General features: G+C 64.9%; 18 protein-coding genes. 17 read left to right on the top strand and 1 reads right to left on the bottom strand.

Going from position 1 to position 20,569, the window contains the following annotated elements; genetic code table 11:
* Positions 1-3 precede the first annotated feature (3 nt).
* The 17 genes from E2E30_RS09860 (at position 4) to E2E30_RS09780 (ending at position 19,022) form a co-directional block, all read left to right on the top strand.
* Positions 4-828, top strand: coding sequence for an NADH-quinone oxidoreductase subunit C (locus tag E2E30_RS09860; RefSeq protein ID WP_133189378.1), 825 nt, complete (start codon positions 4-6; stop codon positions 826-828).
* On the top strand, positions 825-2,060 hold the full coding sequence (locus tag E2E30_RS09855) for an NADH-quinone oxidoreductase subunit D (RefSeq protein ID WP_133189376.1): 1,236 nt from the start codon (positions 825-827) through the stop codon (positions 2,058-2,060). The genes E2E30_RS09860 and E2E30_RS09855 overlap by 4 nt, the downstream gene beginning before the upstream one ends.
* Entirely contained in the window at positions 2,060-2,728 is a 669-nt protein-coding gene (locus E2E30_RS09850; protein ID WP_133189374.1) for a complex I 24 kDa subunit family protein, read from the top strand. The genes E2E30_RS09855 and E2E30_RS09850 overlap by 1 nt, the downstream gene beginning before the upstream one ends.
* On the top strand, positions 2,728-4,032 hold the full coding sequence (gene nuoF, locus E2E30_RS09845) for an NADH-quinone oxidoreductase subunit NuoF (protein WP_133189372.1): 1,305 nt from the start codon (positions 2,728-2,730) through the stop codon (positions 4,030-4,032). Before E2E30_RS09850 ends, nuoF begins: the two co-directional genes overlap by 1 nt.
* 259 nt (positions 4,033-4,291) lie before the next feature.
* Complete coding sequence (nuoG, locus tag E2E30_RS09840; RefSeq protein ID WP_133189370.1) at positions 4,292-6,292, top strand: NADH-quinone oxidoreductase subunit NuoG; 2,001 nt, start codon at positions 4,292-4,294, stop codon at positions 6,290-6,292.
* The gene (gene nuoH, locus E2E30_RS09835; protein WP_133189368.1) at positions 6,289-7,458 is read left to right on the top strand and encodes an NADH-quinone oxidoreductase subunit NuoH; all 1,170 of its coding nucleotides are present in this window, start codon (positions 6,289-6,291) and stop codon (positions 7,456-7,458) included. The genes nuoG and nuoH overlap by 4 nt, the downstream gene beginning before the upstream one ends.
* Positions 7,455-7,940 carry an NADH-quinone oxidoreductase subunit NuoI gene (nuoI, locus tag E2E30_RS09830; protein WP_133189365.1) on the top strand — a complete coding sequence of 162 codons (486 nt, stop codon included), beginning with the start codon at positions 7,455-7,457 and terminating at the stop codon, positions 7,938-7,940. The genes nuoH and nuoI overlap by 4 nt, the downstream gene beginning before the upstream one ends.
* Positions 7,941-7,973: 33 nt before the next feature.
* Positions 7,974-8,585: an NADH-quinone oxidoreductase subunit J gene (locus E2E30_RS09825; RefSeq protein WP_133189363.1), complete on the top strand. Its 612-nt coding sequence runs from the start codon at positions 7,974-7,976 to the stop codon at positions 8,583-8,585.
* On the top strand, positions 8,582-8,887 hold the full coding sequence (gene nuoK, locus E2E30_RS09820; protein ID WP_010187224.1) for an NADH-quinone oxidoreductase subunit NuoK: 306 nt from the start codon (positions 8,582-8,584) through the stop codon (positions 8,885-8,887). The genes E2E30_RS09825 and nuoK overlap by 4 nt, the downstream gene beginning before the upstream one ends.
* Positions 8,888-8,892: 5 nt before the next feature.
* Positions 8,893-11,046 (top strand): NADH-quinone oxidoreductase subunit L, encoded by a 2,154-nt coding sequence (nuoL, locus tag E2E30_RS09815; RefSeq protein WP_133189360.1) that lies wholly within the window; start codon positions 8,893-8,895, stop codon positions 11,044-11,046.
* A gap of 154 nt (positions 11,047-11,200) precedes the next feature.
* Positions 11,201-12,730, top strand: a complete 1,530-nt coding sequence (locus E2E30_RS09810; protein ID WP_133189358.1) for an NADH-quinone oxidoreductase subunit M — start codon at positions 11,201-11,203, stop codon at positions 12,728-12,730.
* A complete protein-coding gene (nuoN, locus tag E2E30_RS09805) occupies positions 12,727-14,166 on the top strand; it encodes an NADH-quinone oxidoreductase subunit NuoN (protein ID WP_133189356.1) in 1,440 nt (479 codons plus the stop codon). The genes E2E30_RS09810 and nuoN overlap by 4 nt, the downstream gene beginning before the upstream one ends.
* A 5-nt stretch (positions 14,167-14,171) precedes the next feature.
* Positions 14,172-14,963 (top strand): biotin--[acetyl-CoA-carboxylase] ligase, encoded by a 792-nt coding sequence (locus E2E30_RS09800; protein ID WP_133189354.1) that lies wholly within the window; start codon positions 14,172-14,174, stop codon positions 14,961-14,963.
* 30 nt (positions 14,964-14,993) lie between these two features.
* Positions 14,994-15,776, top strand: coding sequence for a type III pantothenate kinase (locus E2E30_RS09795; RefSeq protein WP_133189351.1), 783 nt, complete (start codon positions 14,994-14,996; stop codon positions 15,774-15,776).
* Positions 15,777-15,900: 124 nt separating this feature from the next.
* Positions 15,901-17,538 (top strand): ribonuclease J, encoded by a 1,638-nt coding sequence (locus E2E30_RS09790; RefSeq protein ID WP_133189348.1) that lies wholly within the window; start codon positions 15,901-15,903, stop codon positions 17,536-17,538.
* A gap of 69 nt (positions 17,539-17,607) precedes the next feature.
* Positions 17,608-17,886 carry a DUF1467 family protein gene (locus tag E2E30_RS09785; RefSeq protein ID WP_133189345.1) on the top strand — a complete coding sequence of 93 codons (279 nt, stop codon included), beginning with the start codon at positions 17,608-17,610 and terminating at the stop codon, positions 17,884-17,886.
* Between the two features lie 89 nt (positions 17,887-17,975).
* A complete protein-coding gene (locus E2E30_RS09780; RefSeq protein WP_133189343.1) occupies positions 17,976-19,022 on the top strand; it encodes a GGDEF domain-containing protein in 1,047 nt (348 codons plus the stop codon).
* A gap of 9 nt (positions 19,023-19,031) precedes the next feature.
* Here E2E30_RS09780 and E2E30_RS09775 read toward each other — a convergent pair whose 3' ends face one another.
* Positions 19,032-20,474 carry a carboxylesterase/lipase family protein gene (locus tag E2E30_RS09775; RefSeq protein ID WP_133189340.1) on the bottom strand — a complete coding sequence of 481 codons (1,443 nt, stop codon included), beginning with the start codon at positions 20,472-20,474 and terminating at the stop codon, positions 19,032-19,034.
* Positions 20,475-20,569 lie beyond the last annotated feature (95 nt).

Here is a 20,569-nt window from a genome sequence, read left to right as displayed (position 1 = left end):
ACGATGAGGGCTCCTGCACCTGCCTATGTCGCCAATGACGGCGTGATCGAAGCGGCTTCGGCGGCACTCGGTGGCCGTCTGCTGCATTCGCTCGACGCCGTCGGCGAAGTCGCGCTGCACGTCGATCGCGTCTCGCTGGTCGACACAATGGTCGCGCTGCGCGATACGCCCGGTCTCGAATATCAGCAGCTGATGGAAATTGCCGGCGTCGATTATCCCGATCGCGGGGTCGATCGCTTCGAAGTCGTCTATTGCCTGCTATCGTTGACGCGCAATCATCGCATCCGCGTGCATGTGCAGACCGATGACGAGAAGCAGGTGCCATCGGTGACGGGCATCTGGCCGGTCGCCGGTTGGCTCGAGCGCGAAGTGTACGACATGTACGGCGTGCTCTTCTCGGGCAATGCCGATCTGCGGCGCATCCTCACCGACTACGGCTTTCGCGGTCATCCGCAGCGCAAGGACTTCCCGCTGAGCGGCTATGTCGAACTGCGCTATTCGGAAGAAGCCAAGCGCGTCGTGTACGAGCCTGTCCAGCTTGCGCAGGATTTCCGCACGTTCGACTTCATGAGCCCGTGGGAAGGCGCCGAATACGTCCTTCCGGGCGACGAGAAGGCTAAGCTTCCCGAAGAGAAGGGCGCGCCGACGCCGCTCAAGGCCGACGAGATCGTCAAGGCCGACGCCAACGTGTCGGCCAAGGCCGCGCCGAGCGACCCGAAGACGACCGAAAGCACCGCGCAATCGGGCGCCGGCAAGCCCGGTCCGAGTGCCGGCGAGAAGCCTGCCGATCCCGACGTCGTTCCCTCCCCCAAGGGGCAGAACCAGTGACAGAGTATCTCGACCAGCTCGAAAAGCGTTTCGACGGCGAAGACCCCGAGGTCGGCGACGTCGAAATTCAGAACTACACGATCAACTTCGGTCCGCAGCATCCGGCCGCGCACGGCGTGCTGCGCCTGGTGATGGAGCTCGACGGCGAGATCATCGAGCGGGTCGATCCGCATGTTGGCCTGCTACACCGCGGCACCGAGAAGCTGATCGAATACAAGACCTACATGCAGGCGCTGCCGTATTTCGATCGCCTCGATTACTGCTCGCCGCTGTGCATGGAGCATAGCTATGTGCTCGCAGTCGAGAAATTGCTCGATCTCGAAGTGCCGCTTCGCGCGCAATATCTGCGCGTGCTGTTCGCCGAGCTGACGCGAATCTCGAACCACATGCTCAACCTCGGTTCGCACGTCATGGACGTCGGCGCGATGACGCCGAACCTGTGGCTGTTCGAGATTCGCGAAGATTGCATGAACTTCTTCGAGCGCGTCTCGGGCGCACGCATGCACAGCGCCTATTTCCGTCCGGGCGGCGTCCACCAGGATGCGCCGCTCAAGCTGCTGACCGACATTGCCGACTGGCTCGACACACGCTTGCCGCGTCTGTTCGAGGATGCGATCTCGCTCGTCGCCGACAACCGCATCTTCAAGCAGCGCAACGTCGATATCGCGACGGTCAGCCGTGACGATGCGATCAAATGGGGCTTCTCGGGCCCGATGATCCGCGGCTCGGGCATCGCCTGGGATCTGCGCAAGTCGCAGCCCTACGACGTGTACGACCGGATGGACTTCGACGTACCCGTCGGCACGCGCGGCGATTGCTATGACCGGTTCATGGTGCGCGTCGAGGAAGTCCGCCAGTCGGCGCGGATCATGAAGCAGTGCCTCAACGAGATGCCAGAGGGGCCGATCGCGTCGCTCGACCGCAAAGTCGTCCCGCCCAAGCGCGCCGAGATGAAGCGCTCGATGGAGGCGCTGATCCACCACTTCAAGCTCTATACCGAGGGCTTCCACGTGCCGGCCGGCGACGTCTATGTCGCGACCGAAAGCCCCAAGGGCGAGTTCGGCGTGTATCTCGTCGCCGACGGCACCAACAAGCCGTATCGCTGCAAGATCCGCCCGACCGCCTTCTCGCATCTGCAGGCGATGGACTTCATGTCGAAGGGCCACATGCTCGCCGACACGACCGCGATCCTCGGTGCGATGGACATCGTTTTTGGTGAATGTGACCGCTAATGGCTGAAGCCCCCAAGATCCCCGACGAAGCCGAGACCCGCGCCCGCTGGGGCGCGTTCGCCTGGACCGAAGAAAACCAGAAGAAAGCTAACGAGATCCTCGGTCGCTATCCCAAGGGGCGCGAGCAATCGGCGTCGCTGCCGCTGCTCGATCTCGCGCAGCGCCAGGTCGGCGCCGAGACGCAGACGCAAGGCTGGCTGCCGGTTCCGGTGATCGAGTTCGTCGCGCGCCAAATCGGCGTGCCGTACATGCGCGTCTACGAAGTCGTCAGCTTCTACACGATGTTCAACATGGCGCCGGTCGGCCGCTATCACGTCCAGGTCTGCGGCACGACGCCGTGCCTGCTCGGCGGCAGCGACGACGTGCTCTCGGCATGCAAGAACAAGGGCCTGATCAAGGGGCGCACCACGCCCGACGGCATGTTCACGCTGACCGAGGTCGAGTGCCTGGGTGCCTGCGCCAACGCGCCGATGGTCCAGATCAACGACGACAATTTCGAAGACCTGGATTACGATAAGACCACGGCGATCCTCGAGGCACTCGCCAGGGGCGGGACGGTGACGCCGGGCTCGCAGACTGGGCGTCGCGACAGCTGCCCGGCGGGCGGGCCGACCTCGCTCACCGCAATGGTCGATGAAAACCACGATTATCGCGAGGAGTGGGCCTGATGCTCGCCGACAAGGATCGCATCTTCACCAACGTCTACGGTTTCCAGCCGTGGAACATCGACGCCGCGATCAAGCGTGGTGATTGGGACAACACCAAGGGCCTGATGGCGCTCGGGCAGGATGCGCTGATCGACGCGGTCAAGGCCTCGGGCCTGCGCGGCCGTGGTGGCGCCGGCTTCCCGACCGGGACCAAATGGTCGTTCATGCCCAAGGAGCCGAAGGCCGATCGCCCGAACTTCCTGGTGATCAATGCGGACGAGTCCGAGCCGGGCTCGTGCAAGGATCGCGAGATCATCCGCCACGATCCGCACAAGCTGATCGAGGGCGCGCTGATCGCGGGCTTCGCGATGCGCGCGCGCGCGGCGTACATCTACATCCGCGGCGAATATATCCGCGAGGCCGAAGTGCTCTTCGCGGCGATTGCCGAGGCGTATGACAAGGGCTTGATCGGCAAGAATGCTTGCGCGTCGGGCTACGATTTCGACGTGTTCTGCCATCGCGGCGCCGGCGCCTATATCTGCGGCGAAGAAACTGCGATGCTCGAGAGCCTCGAGGGCAAGAAGGGCCAGCCGCGCCTGAAGCCGCCGTTCCCGGCAGGGGCGGGGCTCTACGGCTGCCCGACGACGGTCAACAATGTCGAGTCGATCGCGGTCGTCCCGACGATCCTGCGCCGCTCGCCGGAGTGGTTTGCGAGCTTCGGCGCGGAGAACAACCGCGGCACCAAGCTGTTCCAGATCAGCGGCCATGTGAACAAGCCGTGCGTCGTCGAAGAGGCGATGTCGATCACCTTCCGCGAGCTGATCGAGACGCATTGCGGCGGGATCCGCGGCGGGTGGGACAATTTGCTCGCGGTCATCCCCGGTGGTTCGTCGGTGCCGTTGGTGCCGGCGGCCGAGATCATGGACTGCCCGATGGACTTCGACGGCCTCAAGAAGGTCGGCTCGGGACTCGGCACCGCGGCGATCATCGTGATGGACAAGTCGACCGACATCGTCCGCGCGATCAGCCGCCTCTCGTACTTCTACAAGCATGAGAGCTGCGGCCAGTGCACGCCGTGCCGCGAGGGCACCGGCTGGATGTGGCGCGTGATGGAGCGGATGCGCACCGGCGACGCCGACATCTCCGAGATCGACACGCTGTATCAAGTGACCAAGCAGGTCGAAGGCCACACGATCTGTGCGCTCGGCGATGCCGCGGCGTGGCCGATCCAGGGCCTGATCAAGCACTTCCGCCCCGAAATGGAGCGGCGGATTACGGAAAAGCGCGGTGGTGGTCTCTCGCCGATGATGGAAGCGGCTGAATGACCGCGAAAGTTTTCAAAGAGGCGCGCCGGCCCGATGGTAGCATCGAGCGGTTCGAACCCTATCCATACCAGTGCGGAAATTACATGCGCGGCGACTCAACGCGATCAGACGAACCCATGCAGCCGGAATCCACTCTAAATTCCTTGGCCGCTTGGATAGAAAATCGCCGAGCCAATGGGCTCGGTGGTGGAGTTCGGATGAAGTCGGTCTTAACCGGCAATCAGGGCTTGCACACAATCGCTAAGATCGAGATTCACTGATGCCTATTGTCAAAGTCGATGGCGTCGAAGTCGAAGTGCCAGCGGGCGCGACCGTGCTCCAGGCGTGCGAGATCGCCGGCAAGGAAATCCCGCGCTTCTGCTATCACGAGCGCCTGAGCATCGCCGGCAATTGCCGGATGTGCCTGGTCGAAGTGAAGCCCGGCCCCCCCAAGCCGCAGGCGTCGTGCGCGCTGCCGGCGGCGGACAAGCAGGAGATCTTCACCAACTCGCCGATGGTCAAGCAGGCGCGCGAAGGGGTGATGGAGTTCCTCCTCATCAACCATCCGCTCGATTGCCCGATCTGCGACCAGGGTGGCGAATGCGACCTGCAGGACCAGAGCCTCGCTTACGGCCGCGGCCACTCGCGCTATGACGAGAACAAGCGCGCGGTCACCGAGAAATATATGGGGCCGATCGTCAAGACGGTGATGACGCGCTGCATCCAGTGCACGCGCTGCATCCGCTTTGCCGAGGAAGTCGCCGGCGTCGAGGAAATCGGCGCGATCGGTCGCGGCGAGGACATGCAGATCGTGTCGTACCTCGAAGGCGCCGTCACGAGCGAGCTTTCGGGCAATGTCGTCGATCTGTGCCCGGTCGGCGCGCTGACCTCGAAGCCTTACGCTTTCGAGGCGCGTCCGTGGGAGCTCAAGAAGACGCTGACGATCGACGTGATGGACGCGGTCGGCACCAACATCCGGCTCGACAGCCGCGGTCGCCAGGTGCTGCGCGCCGTGCCGCGGATCAACGAGGACGTGAACGAGGAGTGGGCGAGCGACAAGACCCGCCACGCCGTCGATGGCCTGGTGCGCAAGCGCCTCGACACGCCTTACATCCGCAAGGACGGCCGCCTCACCAAGGCGACGTGGGACGAGGCGTTCGCTGCCATCGCCGCAATCGACGCGGGGTCTAGCGTAGCTGCCGTTGCGGGTGACCTGGTCGACGCCGAGACGATGTATGCCGCCAAAGCGCTGCTCGCGAGCATGGGGTCGACCCTGCTCGAAGGCCGCCAGACCGGCATGGATTACGACACGTCGAGCCTCGCCGCGGTCAATTTCAACACCACGATCGCCGGCACCGAAAAGGCCGACGTGATCCTGCTCGTCGGCAGCAATCTGCGCTGGGAAGCGCCGCTGGTGAACACGCGGATCCGCAAGGCGATCAAGAAGGGCGCGAAGGTCTTCGCGATCGGGCCGGAAACCGAGCTGACCTACAAGGTCGAGTGGCTCGGCGCCGACCTGGCGCTGCTCGGCAACCTGCCGGAAGCCGTCACCGAGGCCTTCGCTTCGGCCGAGCGTCCGATGGTGATCGTCGGCGCGGCAGGGCTCAAGGCACTCGGCGCAGCACTCGCGCTGGTTTCGCCGCTTGGCCTCGTCAAGGATGCGTGGAACGGCTTCAACGTCGTCCATATGGCGGCGAGCCGGATGGGTGGTCTGATGCTCGGCTTCGCGCAGAAGGGCGGCATCGCCGATCTGGTCGCGGCGGCACCCAAGCTCGCTTTCTTCCTCGGCGCTGACGAAGTCGATTTCAGCAAATTCGCTGGCAGCTTCAAGGTCTATGTCGGCCATCACGGCGACAAGGGCGCGGCGGCTGCCGACGTGATCCTGCCGGGCGCGAGCTATGCCGAGAAGTCGGGCACCTACGTCAACCTCGAAGGTCGCGTGCAGCGTGGCGAGCGCGCGGTGTTCCCGCCGGGCGACGCGCGCGACGACTGGACGATCCTGCGCGCGCTGTCGGCGGTGCTCGGCAAGACGCTGCCGTTCGACACGATCGAGGAACTGCGCGCCAACATGGGCTCCGATACGCCTGCGCTCGCAAATCTCGGCCTCGCCAGCTTCGACTGGGCACCGCCTGCGCTCGACGCGAGCGTGACCGGCGAGATCACCGGCTATCCGATCCAGGACTTCTACTTGACCAACGCGATCTGCCGCGCGAGCCCGACGATGCAGCGCTGCTCGTCCGAACTCGTCCACGGTGTCGACTATGCGGAGGCGGCGGAATGACCTCCTTCTTCACCTATCGCTTCGGCTGGGACTATGGCTGGGCGTGGTTCGCCGCCACGCTGATGGACATCCTGCTCGTCGCGCTGCCGCTGATGCTGTCGGTTGCGATGATCATCTATGCCGATCGCAAGATCTGGGCGTCGATGGCGCTGCGCCGCGGCCCCAACGTCGTCGGGCCGTTCGGCCTGCTCCAGTCATTTGCCGACGGTCTGAAGGTGTTCCTGCAGGAAACCATCATCCCGTCCGCGTCGAACAAGGTGCTCTTCCTGCTCGCCCCGATCATCACCTTCACGGTGGCACTGATCGTGTGGGCGGTGGTGCCATTCGATGCCCGCGCCGCGATCGCCGATATCAACGTCGGTCTGCTCTACGTGCTCGCGGCCTCGTCGCTCGGCGTGTACGGCATCATCCTTGCCGGCTGGTCGTCCAACTCGAAATATCCGTTCTACTCGGCGATCCGCGCCGCGGCACAGATGGTGTCGTATGAAGTCGCGATCGGCTTCGTGCTGATCTCGATCGTGCTGTGGACCGGCAGCTTCAACCTGACGAACATCGTCCAGGCGCAGAAGGGCATGGGCTTCGGCCTGATCAACGGCTTCTTCATCAACCCGTTGCTGTTCCCGATGGCGGTGGTGTTCTTCATCTCGTCGCTCGCCGAGACGCAGCGTGCGCCGTTCGATCTGACCGAGGCGGAGAGCGAGCTCGTCGCCGGCTACCAGACCGAATATTCGTCGATGTCGTTCGCGCTCTACTGGCTTGGCGAATATGCCAACGTCATCCTGATGTGCACGCTCAACGCGACGCTGTTCTGGGGTGGCTATCTGCCGCCGCTCGACATCCCGATCCTGTACATGGTCCCGGGGATCATCTGGCTCTTCCTCAAGATGCTGGTGTTCTTCTTCCTGTTCAGCTGGGTGAAGGCGACCGTGCCGCGGTACCGCTACGACCAGCTGATGCGGCTGGGCTGGAAGATCTTCTTGCCGCTGTCGCTGTTCTGGGTGTTCCTCGTCTCGGGCGTGTTGATGCTCACCCGTGTCGGCACCGAGTGCGCGCCGCAGGACCGGGTCTATTCCAAGCAATATCTCTATGACGACGGTCGTCCGCGCTATCCCACCGATGGCATGTGCCAGACCGCGTCCGCGAACCAGACGGAGAAGCGCTCGTGAACATCGGGCAGATCATCAAGTCGTACACGCTCTGGGAATTTCTCAAGGCGCACACGCTGACCTTGAAATATTTCTTCAAGGCCAAGGCGACGATCAACTATCCGTTCGAGAAGAACCCGATCTCGCCGCGCTTCCGTGGCGAGCACGTGCTGCGGCGCTATCCGAACGGCGAGGAACGCTGCATCGCGTGCAAGCTGTGCGAGGCGGTGTGCCCGGCGCAGGCGATCACGATCGAGGCCGAACCGCGCGACGACGGCAGCCGCCGCACGACGCGCTACGACATCGACATGACGAAGTGCATCTTCTGTGGCCTGTGTCAGGAAGCCTGCCCGGTCGACGCCGTCGTCGAAGGCCCGAACTTCGAATATGCGACCGAAACGCGCGAAGAGCTGATCTACGACAAGGCGAAACTGCTCGCCAACGGCGACCGCTGGGAAAGCGCCATCGCGGCGAACCTTGCCGCCGATGCACCGTACCGTTAAGCGCCACGCGACTTAGAGGGGCCCACTGATTCCGTGATCCAAGCAATCGCCTTTTACCTGTTCGCTGGTCTGGTCATCGCGTCCGCCGCGTTGACCATCACCGCGCGCAATCCGGTGCACGCCGTGCTGTGGCTGATCCTGGCCTTCTTCAACGCTGCCGGCCTCATGGTCCTGGTCGGCGCCGAGTTCATCGCGATGCTGCTCGTCATCGTCTATGTCGGCGCGGTCGCGGTGCTGTTCCTGTTCGTCGTGATGATGCTCAACATCGACTTTGCCGAGCTGCGCGCCGGGTTCGCCAAATATGCGGCGATCGGCGCGGTGTTCGCCGTCGGCCTCGCCGCCGAGATCATGGTCGCGTTCGGTGCCTGGAGCGCCGGCAAGATCGAGCTCGCGCGCCGCGCCGCGCCGACGCCCGACACGCTGCCCAACATCGAGGCGCTCGGGATGCTGCTCTACACGCGCTATCTGTTCGTGTTCGAGGGCGCGGGGCTCGTGCTGCTCGTCGCGATGATCGGTGCGATCGTGCTGACGCACCGCGAGCGCAAGGGCGCGCGCGCGCAGAATGTCAGCCGCCAGAACGCACGGCGTCCGCAGGATGCCACGCGCAACACGCAACCTACCGTCGGCAAGGGAATTGAGCTGTGATTGGTCTCGGCCATTATCTCGTGGTCGGCGCGATCCTGTTCGCGCTCGGCGTGCTCGGCATCATCGCCAACCGCAAGAACCTCATCGTCATGCTGATGGCGGTCGAGCTGATCCTGCTCGCGGTGAACCTCAACTTCGTCGCCTTCTCGGGCTATCTCCACGATCTCGTCGGCCAGGTGTTCGCGATGTTCGTGCTGACCGTCGCGGCGGGTGAGGCCGCGATCGGGCTCGCCATTCTCGTCATCTATTTCCGTAGCCGCGGGACGATCTCGGTCGACGACGCCAACCGGATGCAGGGGTAAATTTCGTGATCCTCTTCATCGTCTTCCTGCCGCTGCTCGCGGCGATCGTCGCGGGCTTCGCGAACAAGAGCTTCGGCGCGATCCTGCCAAAGGTCGTGACGACCGGCGCATTGTTCGCGTCATGCGCGCTGAGCTGGCCGATCTTCATCCATTACCTCGGTGGTGGCGAAGCGACAGTCACGCCGGTGCTCGACTGGATCCATTCGGGCGATATGCGGATCGACTGGTCGCTGCGCGTCGACGCGCTGACCGCGGTGATGCTCGTCGTGGTCACGTCGGTGTCGGCGCTCGTCCATCTGTATAGCTGGGGCTATATGGAGGAGGATCCCGACCAGCCGCGCTTCTTCGCGTATCTGTCGCTGTTCACCTTCGCGATGCTGATGCTGGTGACCGCCGACAACCTCGTCCAGATGTTCTTCGGCTGGGAAGGCGTGGGTCTTGCATCCTACCTCTTGATCGGTTTCTGGTTCCGCAAGCCGAGCGCCAATGCTGCGGCGATCAAGGCGTTCGTCGTGAACCGCGTCGGCGATCTCGGCTTCATGCTCGGCATCTTCGGCACCTATCTGGTGTTCAACACCGTCTCGATTCCCGAGATCCTGCGGCTTGCGCCCGGGATGGCCGGGTCGACGATCGGCTTCTTCGGCGGCCGCTTCGATACGATGACGGTGCTCTGCCTGCTGCTGTTCGTCGGCGCGATGGGCAAGTCGGCGCAGCTCGGGCTCCACACCTGGCTGCCCGACGCGATGGAAGGCCCGACCCCGGTGTCGGCGCTGATCCACGCGGCGACGATGGTCACTGCGGGCGTGTTCATGGTGTGCCGCCTGTCGCCGATGTTCGAGACCTCGCCGTTCGCGCTGACCGTCGTGATGACGGTGGGTGCCGCGACCTGCCTGTTCGCAGCGACGGTCGGGCTGGTGCAGACCGACATCAAGCGCGTGATCGCCTATTCGACATGCTCGCAGCTCGGCTACATGTTCTTCGCCGCTGGCTGTGGCGCGTATGGCGCCGCGATGTTCCACCTCTTCACGCACGCTTTCTTCAAGGCGTTGCTGTTCCTCGGTGCCGGTTCGGTGATCCATTCGATGCATCACGAGCAGGACATGCGCTATTATGGCGGCCTGCGGAAATCGATCCCGATCACCTTCTGGGGGATGATGATGGGCACGCTGGCGATCACCGGCGTCGGGATCCCGGCCGTGTTCGGCAATCCGCTTGCGATCGGGTTCGCCGGCTTCCACTCGAAGGACGCGATCATCGAGGCGGCGTGGGCTTCGGGCCAGCATGGCGCGTCGATCGTCGGGATCATCGTCGCTCTGCTGACGAGCTTCTACTCGTGGCGCCTGATGTTCCTGACCTTCTGGGGCAAGCCGCGCTGGGAGCAGTCCGAGCATATCCAGCACGCGATTCACGACGCGCATGGCCACGGCCATGACGCCGTGCACGCTGGCCATGACGATCACGGTACGACCGCTGCGCATGCGCACCACGGCGAAGCAGCCGAGGAAGGGCAGGGCAGCGAGCCGCATGAACACGATCATGGCCACGGCCATGTCGTCCAGGCGCACCCGGTGTTCACCACGCATGGCGACGGCACGGGCGGCTATCATCCGCACGAGAGCCCGTTCCCGATCCTGCTGCCGCTGATCATCCTGTCGATCGGTGCTATTGCTGCGGGCTTTGTGTTCCACGGCTATTTCATCGAGCCGAGCGCAGGCGAGGAATATTGGCACGGCGCGATCGCGTTCCGCGAGCATCTGATGCACGCGATGCACGAAGTGCCGCTGGGCGTGAAACTGTCGGCGTCGATCGCGATGCTGACCGGGTTGCTCGGCGCGTACATCTTCTACATCCGCTCGCCGCACGCGCCGCGGAAGCTCGCCGAGACCTATGCCCCGGTCTACGACTTCCTGCTCAACAAATGGTATTTCGACGAGCTCTACAACCTGCTCTTCGTCAAACCCGCTTTCGCCATCGGCCGCTTCTTCTGGCACCGCGGTGACGAGCAGACGATCGACCGGCTCGGCCCCAACGGCTCGGCCTGGATCGTGTCGCAAGGCTCGCGCGTCGCTGGAAAGCTGCAAACTGGATATGTCTACACTTATGCCTTTGTCATGCTGCTCGGTCTGACCGGCGCCGTCACCTGGGCGATCACGCGATGAGCGCGCGCCTCTTTTTCGTCGCCCCGGCGCCGGGGCACCCCAAAAAGTATTACTTTTTGGGGACCCCGCAGGCCGGGGCCGGCCAGCCGCATGTGGCTGACGCCGGACACACCAACGCAGCGACCCCGGCCTTCGCCGGGGTGACGGGGATACAATGACCGGCTTCCCCATCCTCTCCGTGATGCTCGCCATCCCCGCGCTTGCGGCGGTCGCGTGCCTCTTCGTCAGTGCGCAGGGCGCACGCTGGATCGCGCTGATCGCGACCCTGATCGATTTCGTGCTCGGGATCGGCCTGTGGGCGAGCTTCGATATCGGCGGCGCGCAGTGGCAGTTCGTCGAGAATGCCGGCAGCCTCGGCGTGTTCAGCTGGAAGCTCGGCCTCGACGGTTTCGCGCTGCTGCTGGTCATGCTCAGCGTGTTCCTGATGCCGATCTGCATCGGCGCGAGCTGGGTCGCGATCGAGAAGCGCGTCCAGGAATATATGGCGGCGTTCCTCATCACCGAAGTGCTGATGATCGGCACCTTCGCGGCGCAGGACCTGTTCCTGTTCTACATCTTCTTCGAAGCCGGCCTGATCCCGATGTATTTGATCATCGGCATCTGGGGAGGCGCGAACCGGATCTACGCGTCGTACAAATTCTTCCTCTACACGCTGCTCGGCTCGTTGCTGATGCTCGTCGCGATGCTGTGGATGGTGAATTTCGCCGGCACCTCGGACATCCCGACTTTGCTCAACACCGATTTCCCGGTGCAGGTGCAGACGTGGCTGTGGCTCGCCTTCTTCGCCTCGTTTGCGGTGAAGATGCCGATGTGGCCGTTCCACACCTGGCTTCCCGACGCGCACGTGCAGGCGCCGACCGCAGGGTCGGTGATCCTGGCGGGCGTGCTGCTCAAGCTCGGCGGCTACGGCTTCCTGCGCTTCTCGCTGCCGATGTTCCCCGAAGCCTCGGCACAGCTGACCTGGCTGATCCTCGCTTTGTCGGCTGTCGCGGTGATCTACACCTCGCTCGTCGCACTCGTGCAGTCCGACATGAAGAAGCTGATCGCTTATTCGTCGGTCGCGCATATGGCGATCGTGACGATCGGCCTGTTCGCCTTCAACCGGCAGGGCATCGAGGGCGCGATGATCGTCATGCTTTCGCATGGCCTCGTCTCGGCGGCTTTGTTCCTGTGCGTCGGCGTCATCTACGACCGGCTCCATACCCGCGAGATCTCGCGCTATGGCGGCCTGGCGATCAACATGCCGCGGTATGCGCTGCTGTTCCTGTTCTTCACGATGGCCTCGATCGGCCTGCCGGGGACGAGCGGCTTCGTCGGCGAGTTCCTCTCGCTCGCCGGGACCTACCGTGTCTCCACCACTGCCACCTTGCTCTGCACGACGGGCATCATCCTGGGTGCCGCCTACATGCTCTACCTCTACCGCCGTGTCGTTTTCGGCGAGATCGTTCATGACGACGTCCGTGCGATGAAGGACATTAGCCTGCGTGAAATGGCGCTGCTCGCCCCGATCGCTGCTGTCGCTCTGTGGATGGGCGTCTACCCCGAGAGCTTCCTCGCTCCGATGCGCAGCGATGTCGCCACGCTCGAGGCACGGATCGCACGCGCGACGCCCAAGGGTGACTCGCTGCCGACGCCGGGCAAGGCTCCGGCCACACCCGCGGCACATGCGGAGGCACGGCCATGAACGCTTCGCTGTTGATGACGCTGCCCGAGCTGGTGCTCGCGGCAGGGGCGATCGCTTTGATGCTGGTGTCCGCCTGGGGCGGGCAGGGCTCGACGCGGCTGGTTTCCTGGGCCTCGGTCGCGGTGCTGATCGGCGCCGGGCTGGCGCTGCTCGGGCCGGCGTCCAAGGGTGGCGCGGCGTTCGAAGGTCTGTACCGCGCCGATGCCTTTGCGGCTTACGCCAAGGTGCTGATCTACGTCGCCTCGGCGGTTGCGATCCTGATCGCGCCGCGCTTCTTCGCGCAAGGCCGCGGTGATGATCTGCGTCCCGAATATCCAGTGCTGATCCTGCTTTCGGCAGCGGGCATGGGCATGATGGTGTCGGCGGGCGATCTGCTGACGCTCTATGTCGGTCTCGAGCTGCAGAGCCTTGCGGCGTACGTGCTGGCGAGCTTCATGCGGCGCGATACGCGCTCGGCGGAAGCGGGCCTCAAGTATTTCGTGCTCGGCGCACTGGCGAGCGGCATCCTGCTCTACGGGATCAGCCTCGTGTACGGCTTCAGCGGCACGACGCTCTTCTCGTCGATCGCGACCGCCTATGGCGGAGGGCATTCGCTCGGTCTTACCTTCGGGCTGGTCTTCGTCTTTGCGGGGCTCGCCTTCAAGATGAGCGCAGTGCCGTTCCACATGTGGACGCCCGACGTGTATGAAGGCGCGCCGACCCCTGTCACGACCTTCTTCGCTTCGGCGCCGAAGGTTGCGGCGGTCGCGCTTGCGGTGCGTGTCGCGATCGAGGCGATGGGCCCGGCGACCGACCAGTGGCGCCAGATCGTGATCTTTGCGTCGCTCGCGTCGATCATCTTCGGCGCGGTCGCGGCGATCGGCCAGACCAACGTGAAGCGACTGCTGGCCTATTCGTCGATCAACAATGTCGGCTTCCTGCTCGTCGGCCTTGCGGCCGGCACGCAGGAGGGCGTCGCGTCGGTGCTGTTCTACCTCACCGTCTATGTCGTGATGACGCTCGGCAGCTTCGTCGTCGTCCTGCAGATGAAGGATGCCGAGGGCCAGCCGGTCGAGACGCTGGCGAGCTTGGCCGGCCTGTCGCGCGCGCGGCCGGGACTGGCGCTGGCGATGGCGATCTTCATGTTCTCGCTCGCGGGTATCCCGCCGTTGCTGGGCTTCAACGCCAAGCTGGCGGTGTTTACAGCAGCCGTGAATGCGGGGCTCTATCCGCTGGCCGTGGTCGGCTTCGTCGCCTCGGTGATCGGTGCGTACTATTATCTGCGCGTCATCAAGGTGATGTACTTCGATGAACCTGCCGAGGCCTATTCGGGCCGCGCGACGCCGGTCGAGAGCGCGGTGATCGCGGTGTCGGCGGTGTTCGTGTCGCCGGTCGGCTGGCTGCTGCTCGCACCGCTCGGCGTGGCGACGATGTTCGCGGCGAAGGCGCTGTTCTGACGGCTATGATCCGGACCGTCGCCGAGACGGGGTCTACCAACGCCGATATGCTCCTCCTCGCCGCTGCGGGCGCCGAGGAGGGGGTGTGGCTGCGGGCCGAGCGGCAGAGTGGCGGGCGCGGGCGGCAGGGGCGCGTGTGGGCCTCGCCGGTCGGGAATTTCTACGGGTCGACGGTGGTGCGGGTGCGCGCTGGGGATCCGGCGGCGGCTACGCTGGCTTTGGTTGCTGCGATTGCCTTGGAAGAGGTGGTTCGCGTCTATCTGACCGATACCGTCGCCCCGGCGGAGGCCGGGGGCGCTGCGTTAGGACATGCACCGGCCGGTGCGCGCGATGCGCCAGCGGCCCCGGCCTGCGCCGGGGCGACGATGTGGATCAAGTGGCCTAACGACTTGCTTCTGAACGGTGCGAAGCTCTCCGGCATTCTGCTCGAACGCTCCGGTGACGCGGTGATCGTCGGGATCGGCATCAATCTCGCGCATCACCCTGACGATACCGATCGGCTGGCCACCAGCCTTGCCGATCACGGCGTAACCCCAGACCCCGCCGACTTCGCCGAAACGCTCGCCGAGGGCTTCGCGCGTTGGGTCGCGATCTGGCGCGGGCAGGGGCTCGCGCCGATCCGCGCGCGCTGGCTCGAGCGAGCGCACCCGGTCGGCACCGCGCTTACCGCGCGGCTGCCTGATGGCCAGGCGATCGACGGGCTGTTCGGCGGGCTCGACGGCGACGGCGCGCTCATCCTGCGCTTGGCGGATGGCGGCAGCCGTGTCATTCACGCCGGCGACGTGTTCCTGCTTTAGCTTCCCATCCGTTCGGACAAGGCTCATCCCATGCTGCTCGCGATCGATGCCGGCAACACCAATATCGTCTTCGCCTTGCTCGAAGGAGGCGCGATCAAGGCGCGCTGGCGGATCGCGACCGATCCGCGCCGCACCGCCGACGAATATGCCGTGTGGCTCCACCAGTTGCTCAATCTCGAGGGCTATGACCGCCAGTCGGTGAGCGGCGTGATCATCGCCACCGTCGTCCCGCGCGCGCTCCACAACCTCCAGACGCTCGCGCGGAAATATTTCAACACCGAGCCGCTCGTCGCGGGTGAGCCGCCGGTCGAATGGGGTATGGCGCTCGACGTGCTCGAGCCCAAGAGCGTCGGCGCCGATCGCGCCGTCACGATGATCGCGGCGCACGCGCGCCATCCCGGCGACCTGATTGTGATCGATTTCGGCACCGCCACCACGCTCGACGTGGTCGATTATACCGGCGCGTACAAAGGCGGGATCATCGCGCCGGGCATCAACCTCTCGCTCGACGCGCTGGTCACCGCCGCCGCCAAGCTGCCGCGTATCGCGATCGAAGCGCCTGCGACCAGCAGCGTTATCGGCCGCGATACCGTCAGCCAGATGCAGATCGGCATCTTCTGGGGCTATGTGGCGATGATCGAGGGGCTCGTCGCGCGGATGAAGGCCGAGGTCGGGCGGCCGATCAAGGTCGTCGCGACGGGTGGTCTCGCGATCCTGTTCGAGCAGCACACCAGCATGTTCGATGTGGTCGAACCCGATCTTACCATTCAGGGGCTGGCGATTCTGTGGGATCGCGCCCATATAGAGGCCTAGAGTCAGCGAGTGTGCGCCGCGTTTCGGAGCCCCGCTTCCCCAACTCTTACGAAATTCCGCGCTTAACAGGCGCAAACCCTAAGGCACGCGCTTGGCGCGGCCGAAATGAAAGTACCGATTCTACGTGACGAAACCAAAGAACGAGCTTCTCTTCCTGGCCCTTGGCGGGTCGGGCGAAATCGGCATGAACGTCAATCTCTACGGCTGCGAAGGCAAGTGGCTGATGGTCGATTGCGGCATTACCTTTGCCGATCCGCAATATCCCGGCATCGACGTGATCCTGCCCGACCTGCAATTTATCGAGGAACGCCTCGACGATCTGGTCGGCATCGTGCTGACGCATGGTCATGAAGACCACATCGGTGCGCTGCCGTATCTCGCCGAGGACCTCGGCGTGCCGCTGTACGCGACGCCGTTCACGGCTGGCCTGATCCGCGGCAAGCTCGAGGAAGAGGGCAACGCCAACCGCGTCAAGCTGCGCGTGATCCAGCCCAACGCGCCGTTCGACCTGGGGCCGTTCGGCGTGACCTTCGTGCCGATGTCGCACTCGATTCCCGAGGCGAGCGCGTTGCTGATCGACACGCCCTACGGCCGGATCTTCCACACCGGCGACTGGAAGCTCGATGCGGCGCCCGTCATCGGCCATCCGTCGAGCCCGGCCGAACTCGCCGCGATCGGCGAGGACGGTATCCTGGCGCTGGTCTGCGACTCGACCAACATCTTCAACAACGAGGCCTCGGGCTCGGAGAGCGACGTGTTCTCGGGGCTGATGGACGTGATCAGCAAGGCCAAGGGCCGCGTGATGGTCACGTCGTTCGCGTCGAACGCCGCGCGACTCCACACGCTTGGCAAGGTTGCGATCGAGACGGGCCGTTCGCTCTGTGTCCAGGGCCGTTCGCTCGACCGGATCCTCAAGGTTGCGCGCGCGACGGGCTATCTCAAGGACTTCCCCGAGACGATCGACGCCGAGGCCGCGATGCGGCTGCCGCGCGACAAGGTGCTCGTCGTCGCGACGGGCGGGCAGGGTGAGGAGCGCGCCGCGCTCGCACGCGTCGCCAACGGCCAGCACCCGATCGCACTGGCGAGCGGTGATACCGTCGTCTTCTCGTCGAAGCAGATCCCCGGTAACGAAGTTGCGATCGGTCGCATCCAGAACCAACTTGCCGCCAAGGGCGTGATCATGATCACCGACCGCCAGGCGCATGTCCATGTGTCGGGCCATCCGGGTCGCCCCGAGCTGCTCCAGATGTACCGCTGGATGAAGCCCGAGATCCTGATGCCGGTGCACGGCGAAATGCGCCACCTGATGGAGCATGCGCGCTTCGGCCTGTCCGAGAGCATTCCGCGCGCACTCGTGCAGACCAATGGCGACATCGTGCGCCTCGCGCCGGGTGCGCCGACCAAGATCGGCAATGCGCCGGTCGGCCGGCTCGTGCTCGACGGCGACGTGATCTTGCCGGGTGACGGCCAGACGATCAACGAGCGCCGCAAGCTCGCGCTCAACGGGCAGATCTCGGTTGCCGTCGCGATCGGGTCGCGTGGGCTGATCGGCACGCCGCAAGTCCGCATCCAGGGCATCCCGGTCGAGGAAGACCGCGAGCCGTTCCTCGAGGAGACCGTCAGCGCGGTGATCGCGGCGACCAAGCAGGGCGGGCGCGACCGTGACAAGCTGCGCGAGCAGATCCGCCTCGCCACACGCAAGGTCGCGACGCGCTGGACCGGCAAGAAGCCGAACGTCGACGTGCTGCTGATCGAGGCGTAAGACTACGCCGTTGCCCTTCCCTTGATCGGGAAGGGCGAACCTATCGGGCTCGGGACGGGATCAAGACCAATGCGGTGGACTTCGGCGCTGGCGATCTACTTCCTGTTCTGGGCCTTTTCGGTGTTTTTCGTGCTGCCGTTCGGCGTGAAGACCAGTGATGAAGCCGGCGTCGAGCGCATCCCCGGCCAGGCCGAAAGCGCGCCGCACGAATTCAACCCCGGCCGGATCGCCAAGCGCGTGACGATCCTCGCGACGATCCTGTGGTCGCTCTACATGCTCAACTTCCATTTCGGCTGGCTCACGCCGCAAATGCTCGACGTGTTCGGCACGTGGAACGGCGTCGAATAAAGGGACCGCCGGGGCGACGATTTTCACATCGTTCTGCATCCGTTATTAACCCGCTGTCGGTACCATGGCTGCGGGAAACGGGGCAGGTCATGAAGTTCGGGCGGACGCAACAGGGGGCGATGGACGGTTCTGAGAGCGGCACGCCGTTCAAGGAGATCGCTGCGAGTGTCCTTGCATTTCTTGACGATCAGTCGCTCGATCCGACTCCGGGGAATTACGAACTGGGGTTCCTCTATCGCACCGATCCCGAAAGTCTTGCCGCCCGCTCGGTCGACGGCGTCCTGACGACCGGTGCAAAGCTGCGCCAGGACCAGGCCGATTATATCCTCGGCGCCTATCACGCCTTGGTACGAACGCAGGGAGCTTCGCCAGAGGCCGCGCCCGAGGCCGAAACCAGGACCGGCGCACGGTTGCGTCACCAGACGCTTCAGCTCCATGACCTGGCCTCCGATGCAGTATCGGTCACCGGGCAGTTCGGGCGCGATCTCACCGCAGAGCTCGACCAGATCGAGGTCGAATCGCTGCCGATCGCGCGGACGATCTCGACGATGATCGCGCGGTCGAGCGATGCCGAGCGCAACCTCGTCGCGGCGTTGAAGGAGATCGACGCCTTGCATGCCGAGGTCGCCGCCGCGCAGAACGATGCGCTGCGCGACTCGCTGACCGGGCTCGCCAATCGGCGTGGGTTCGCTGCCGAACTCACCAAGGGGCCGGGCGATGCGCCGCTCGCCTTGGCGATTTGCGATATCGACCGGTTCAAGGCGATCAACGATCGCCACGGGCATCCCGTCGGCGATCGCGTGATCAAGGCGGTTGCCGAGTCGATTGCGCGCAGCTGCGCACCGCACGTCGTATCGCGCTGGGGTGGGGAGGAATTCGTCATCCTGATGGACGGCGTCACGCTCGATGAGGCGCACGAGATCATCGCGACCGCAAACCAGGCGCTGCAGAAGCGCGCGTTCCGGATTCGGGAATCGGGCGAAGCGCTTGCTCCGATCAGCTTTTCTGCAGGGATCGTGCTGACGCAGCGGACCCGGGCGCTCGACGCGATCGCCGCCGCGGACTTGCTGCTCTACCGCGCGAAGCAGGCGGGGCGAAACACGGTGTATGTCCAGGACACCGCGCTCGCCGCCTGACCGGGGCGCTTATTTCGCCGGCGCTGCCGCAGCGGTGCGCCCTGCGTCGATCTCCGCACCCCAGGGATCGCGGTGCGCGTCGGCTTTTCCGTCTGCGCCGAAATCCATGATCATGTCGTTCGCACGCGTGTAGCGCGGCCAGACGGGAAGGCCCGCGCCGTTGGGCGTGCCGGTCCTGGCGAAGGTGACGATCGCGCGGCTGATCGTCTTTGCGACCGCGACGTCCGCGGGGGTTGTCGCAGCACCATATTTGATTGCGGCGGTATCGAGGAAGAATGGAATATCGGTCGCGTGCTGGGCGCCGGGCTTGCCGATCGAGGTGGCGACATAGCTGAAGCGATACCCCCAGACTGGCACGCCCGCCTCTGCGAGCATTGCCGAAATATCGCGCGCGCCGGCAATCATCCCTCCGGTCTTCCCGCCCATGTCGGCGCTGGTCGCGCCGATCAACATCGGCACCTTGGCGAAGCGCCCGGTCGTATAGGCCTGTCGCGTATCGACCACCACGGTTCCGTCGGTGAAGGGGCCGCCATACGTGGCCGGCCCGGGCTTGGGTTGGAACAGCTCGATCAAGCTGAGCCCATCGGTGACTTGGTCGGCGCTCAACGCGCGCAATTTGGCGAGCGCATCGGGCGCGGTTGAGTCGATGCCGTGCGTCTTGGCGAAGGTCATGCCGATCTGCTCGGCGGCCGCGAGCGGCTTGCCGGGCTCGACGGCGGCGTCACCACCCGACATCACGATTGCCTTGGCGAACAGGCCGGACGCCAGCGGCGACGTCACCAGCGCATGGACCGAGCGGCCGCCGGCGCTTTCGCCGATGATCGTGACGTTCGCCGGATCGCCGCCGAAGCGCGCGACGTTGCGCCGCACCCATTGCAGCGCCGCGATCTGGTCCATGATGCCGTAATTGCCGAGCCGTCCGCCATCGGCATTCGCCTTGGTCAGCTGCGGCAGGGCGAAGGTCCCGAACCGCCCGACGCGGTAGTTGAAGCTGACGAAGACGACCCCCTGCCGCGCGAGCGCTGCGCCGGCATAGGTCGGCGGCGAGGCCCCGCCATTGACGAACCCGCCGCCATAGATCCACACGATCACCGGCAGTTTCGCAGCCGCCGCGGCGGGTTTCCAGACATTGGCGTAGAGGCAGTCCTCGGCCGGCCGCGTGCCGAGCGGGGCGGCGTCGCTGGGGAAGGGCAGCTGCATGCAGTCGTGCGCATAGGCGGTCGCGTCGCGAACGCCCGTCCACGGCGATACGGGTTGCGGGGCGCGCCAGCGCAACGCGCCGATCGGCGGTGCGGCAAAGGGAATGCCCTTCCAGCTTGCGACGCCCTCGGTGAGGGCTCCGCGAACGCTGCCCGTGTCGGTCTGCACGACTGGCGGCGTTTCGCTGTGCGCGACGGCAGGCGCGGCGAGGGCAAGGCCCGCAAGCGAGGCGATCAGGCGGTGCGATGTCATCTGGTGCGTCCTCTCGTTGAACGGAGGACGCTACGCGATTGTCGGCAACGATGCGAGGTCGCTCGGTCGCGCGAATGGCGTGGGTGGATCAAGCG

Origin of the sequence: Sphingomonas sp. AAP5, from assembly GCF_004354345.1 — a bacterium.
Classification (GTDB): Bacteria; Pseudomonadota; Alphaproteobacteria; order Sphingomonadales; family Sphingomonadaceae; genus Sphingomonas; species Sphingomonas glacialis.
The sequence above is the reverse complement of the archived record's forward strand: the minus strand, read 5'-3'. Positions and strand labels throughout refer to the sequence as shown.

What these genes read in the sequence shown, in the direction of transcription:
- E2E30_RS09795 (WP_133189351.1), top strand. Translation starts at nt 14,994, where the DNA reads ATGCTGCTCGCGATCGATGCCGGCAACACCAATATCGTCTTCGCCTTG.
- nuoN (WP_133189356.1), top strand. Translation starts at nt 12,727, where the DNA reads ATGAACGCTTCGCTGTTGATGACGCTGCCCGAGCTGGTGCTCGCGGCA.
- E2E30_RS09780 (WP_133189343.1), top strand. Translation starts at nt 17,976, where the DNA reads ATGAAGTTCGGGCGGACGCAACAGGGGGCGATGGACGGTTCTGAGAGC.
- E2E30_RS09785 (WP_133189345.1), top strand. Translation starts at nt 17,608, where the DNA reads ATGCGGTGGACTTCGGCGCTGGCGATCTACTTCCTGTTCTGGGCCTTT.
- nuoF (WP_133189372.1), top strand. Translation starts at nt 2,728, where the DNA reads ATGCTCGCCGACAAGGATCGCATCTTCACCAACGTCTACGGTTTCCAG.
- nuoG (WP_133189370.1), top strand. Translation starts at nt 4,292, where the DNA reads ATGCCTATTGTCAAAGTCGATGGCGTCGAAGTCGAAGTGCCAGCGGGC.
- nuoH (WP_133189368.1), top strand. Translation starts at nt 6,289, where the DNA reads ATGACCTCCTTCTTCACCTATCGCTTCGGCTGGGACTATGGCTGGGCG.
- E2E30_RS09860 (WP_133189378.1), top strand. Translation starts at nt 4, where the DNA reads ATGAGGGCTCCTGCACCTGCCTATGTCGCCAATGACGGCGTGATCGAA.
- E2E30_RS09800 (WP_133189354.1), top strand. Translation starts at nt 14,172, where the DNA reads ATGATCCGGACCGTCGCCGAGACGGGGTCTACCAACGCCGATATGCTC.
- E2E30_RS09810 (WP_133189358.1), top strand. Translation starts at nt 11,201, where the DNA reads ATGACCGGCTTCCCCATCCTCTCCGTGATGCTCGCCATCCCCGCGCTT.
- E2E30_RS09775 (WP_133189340.1), bottom strand. Translation starts at nt 20,474, where the DNA reads ATGACATCGCACCGCCTGATCGCCTCGCTTGCGGGCCTTGCCCTCGCC.
- E2E30_RS09850 (WP_133189374.1), top strand. Translation starts at nt 2,060, where the DNA reads ATGGCTGAAGCCCCCAAGATCCCCGACGAAGCCGAGACCCGCGCCCGC.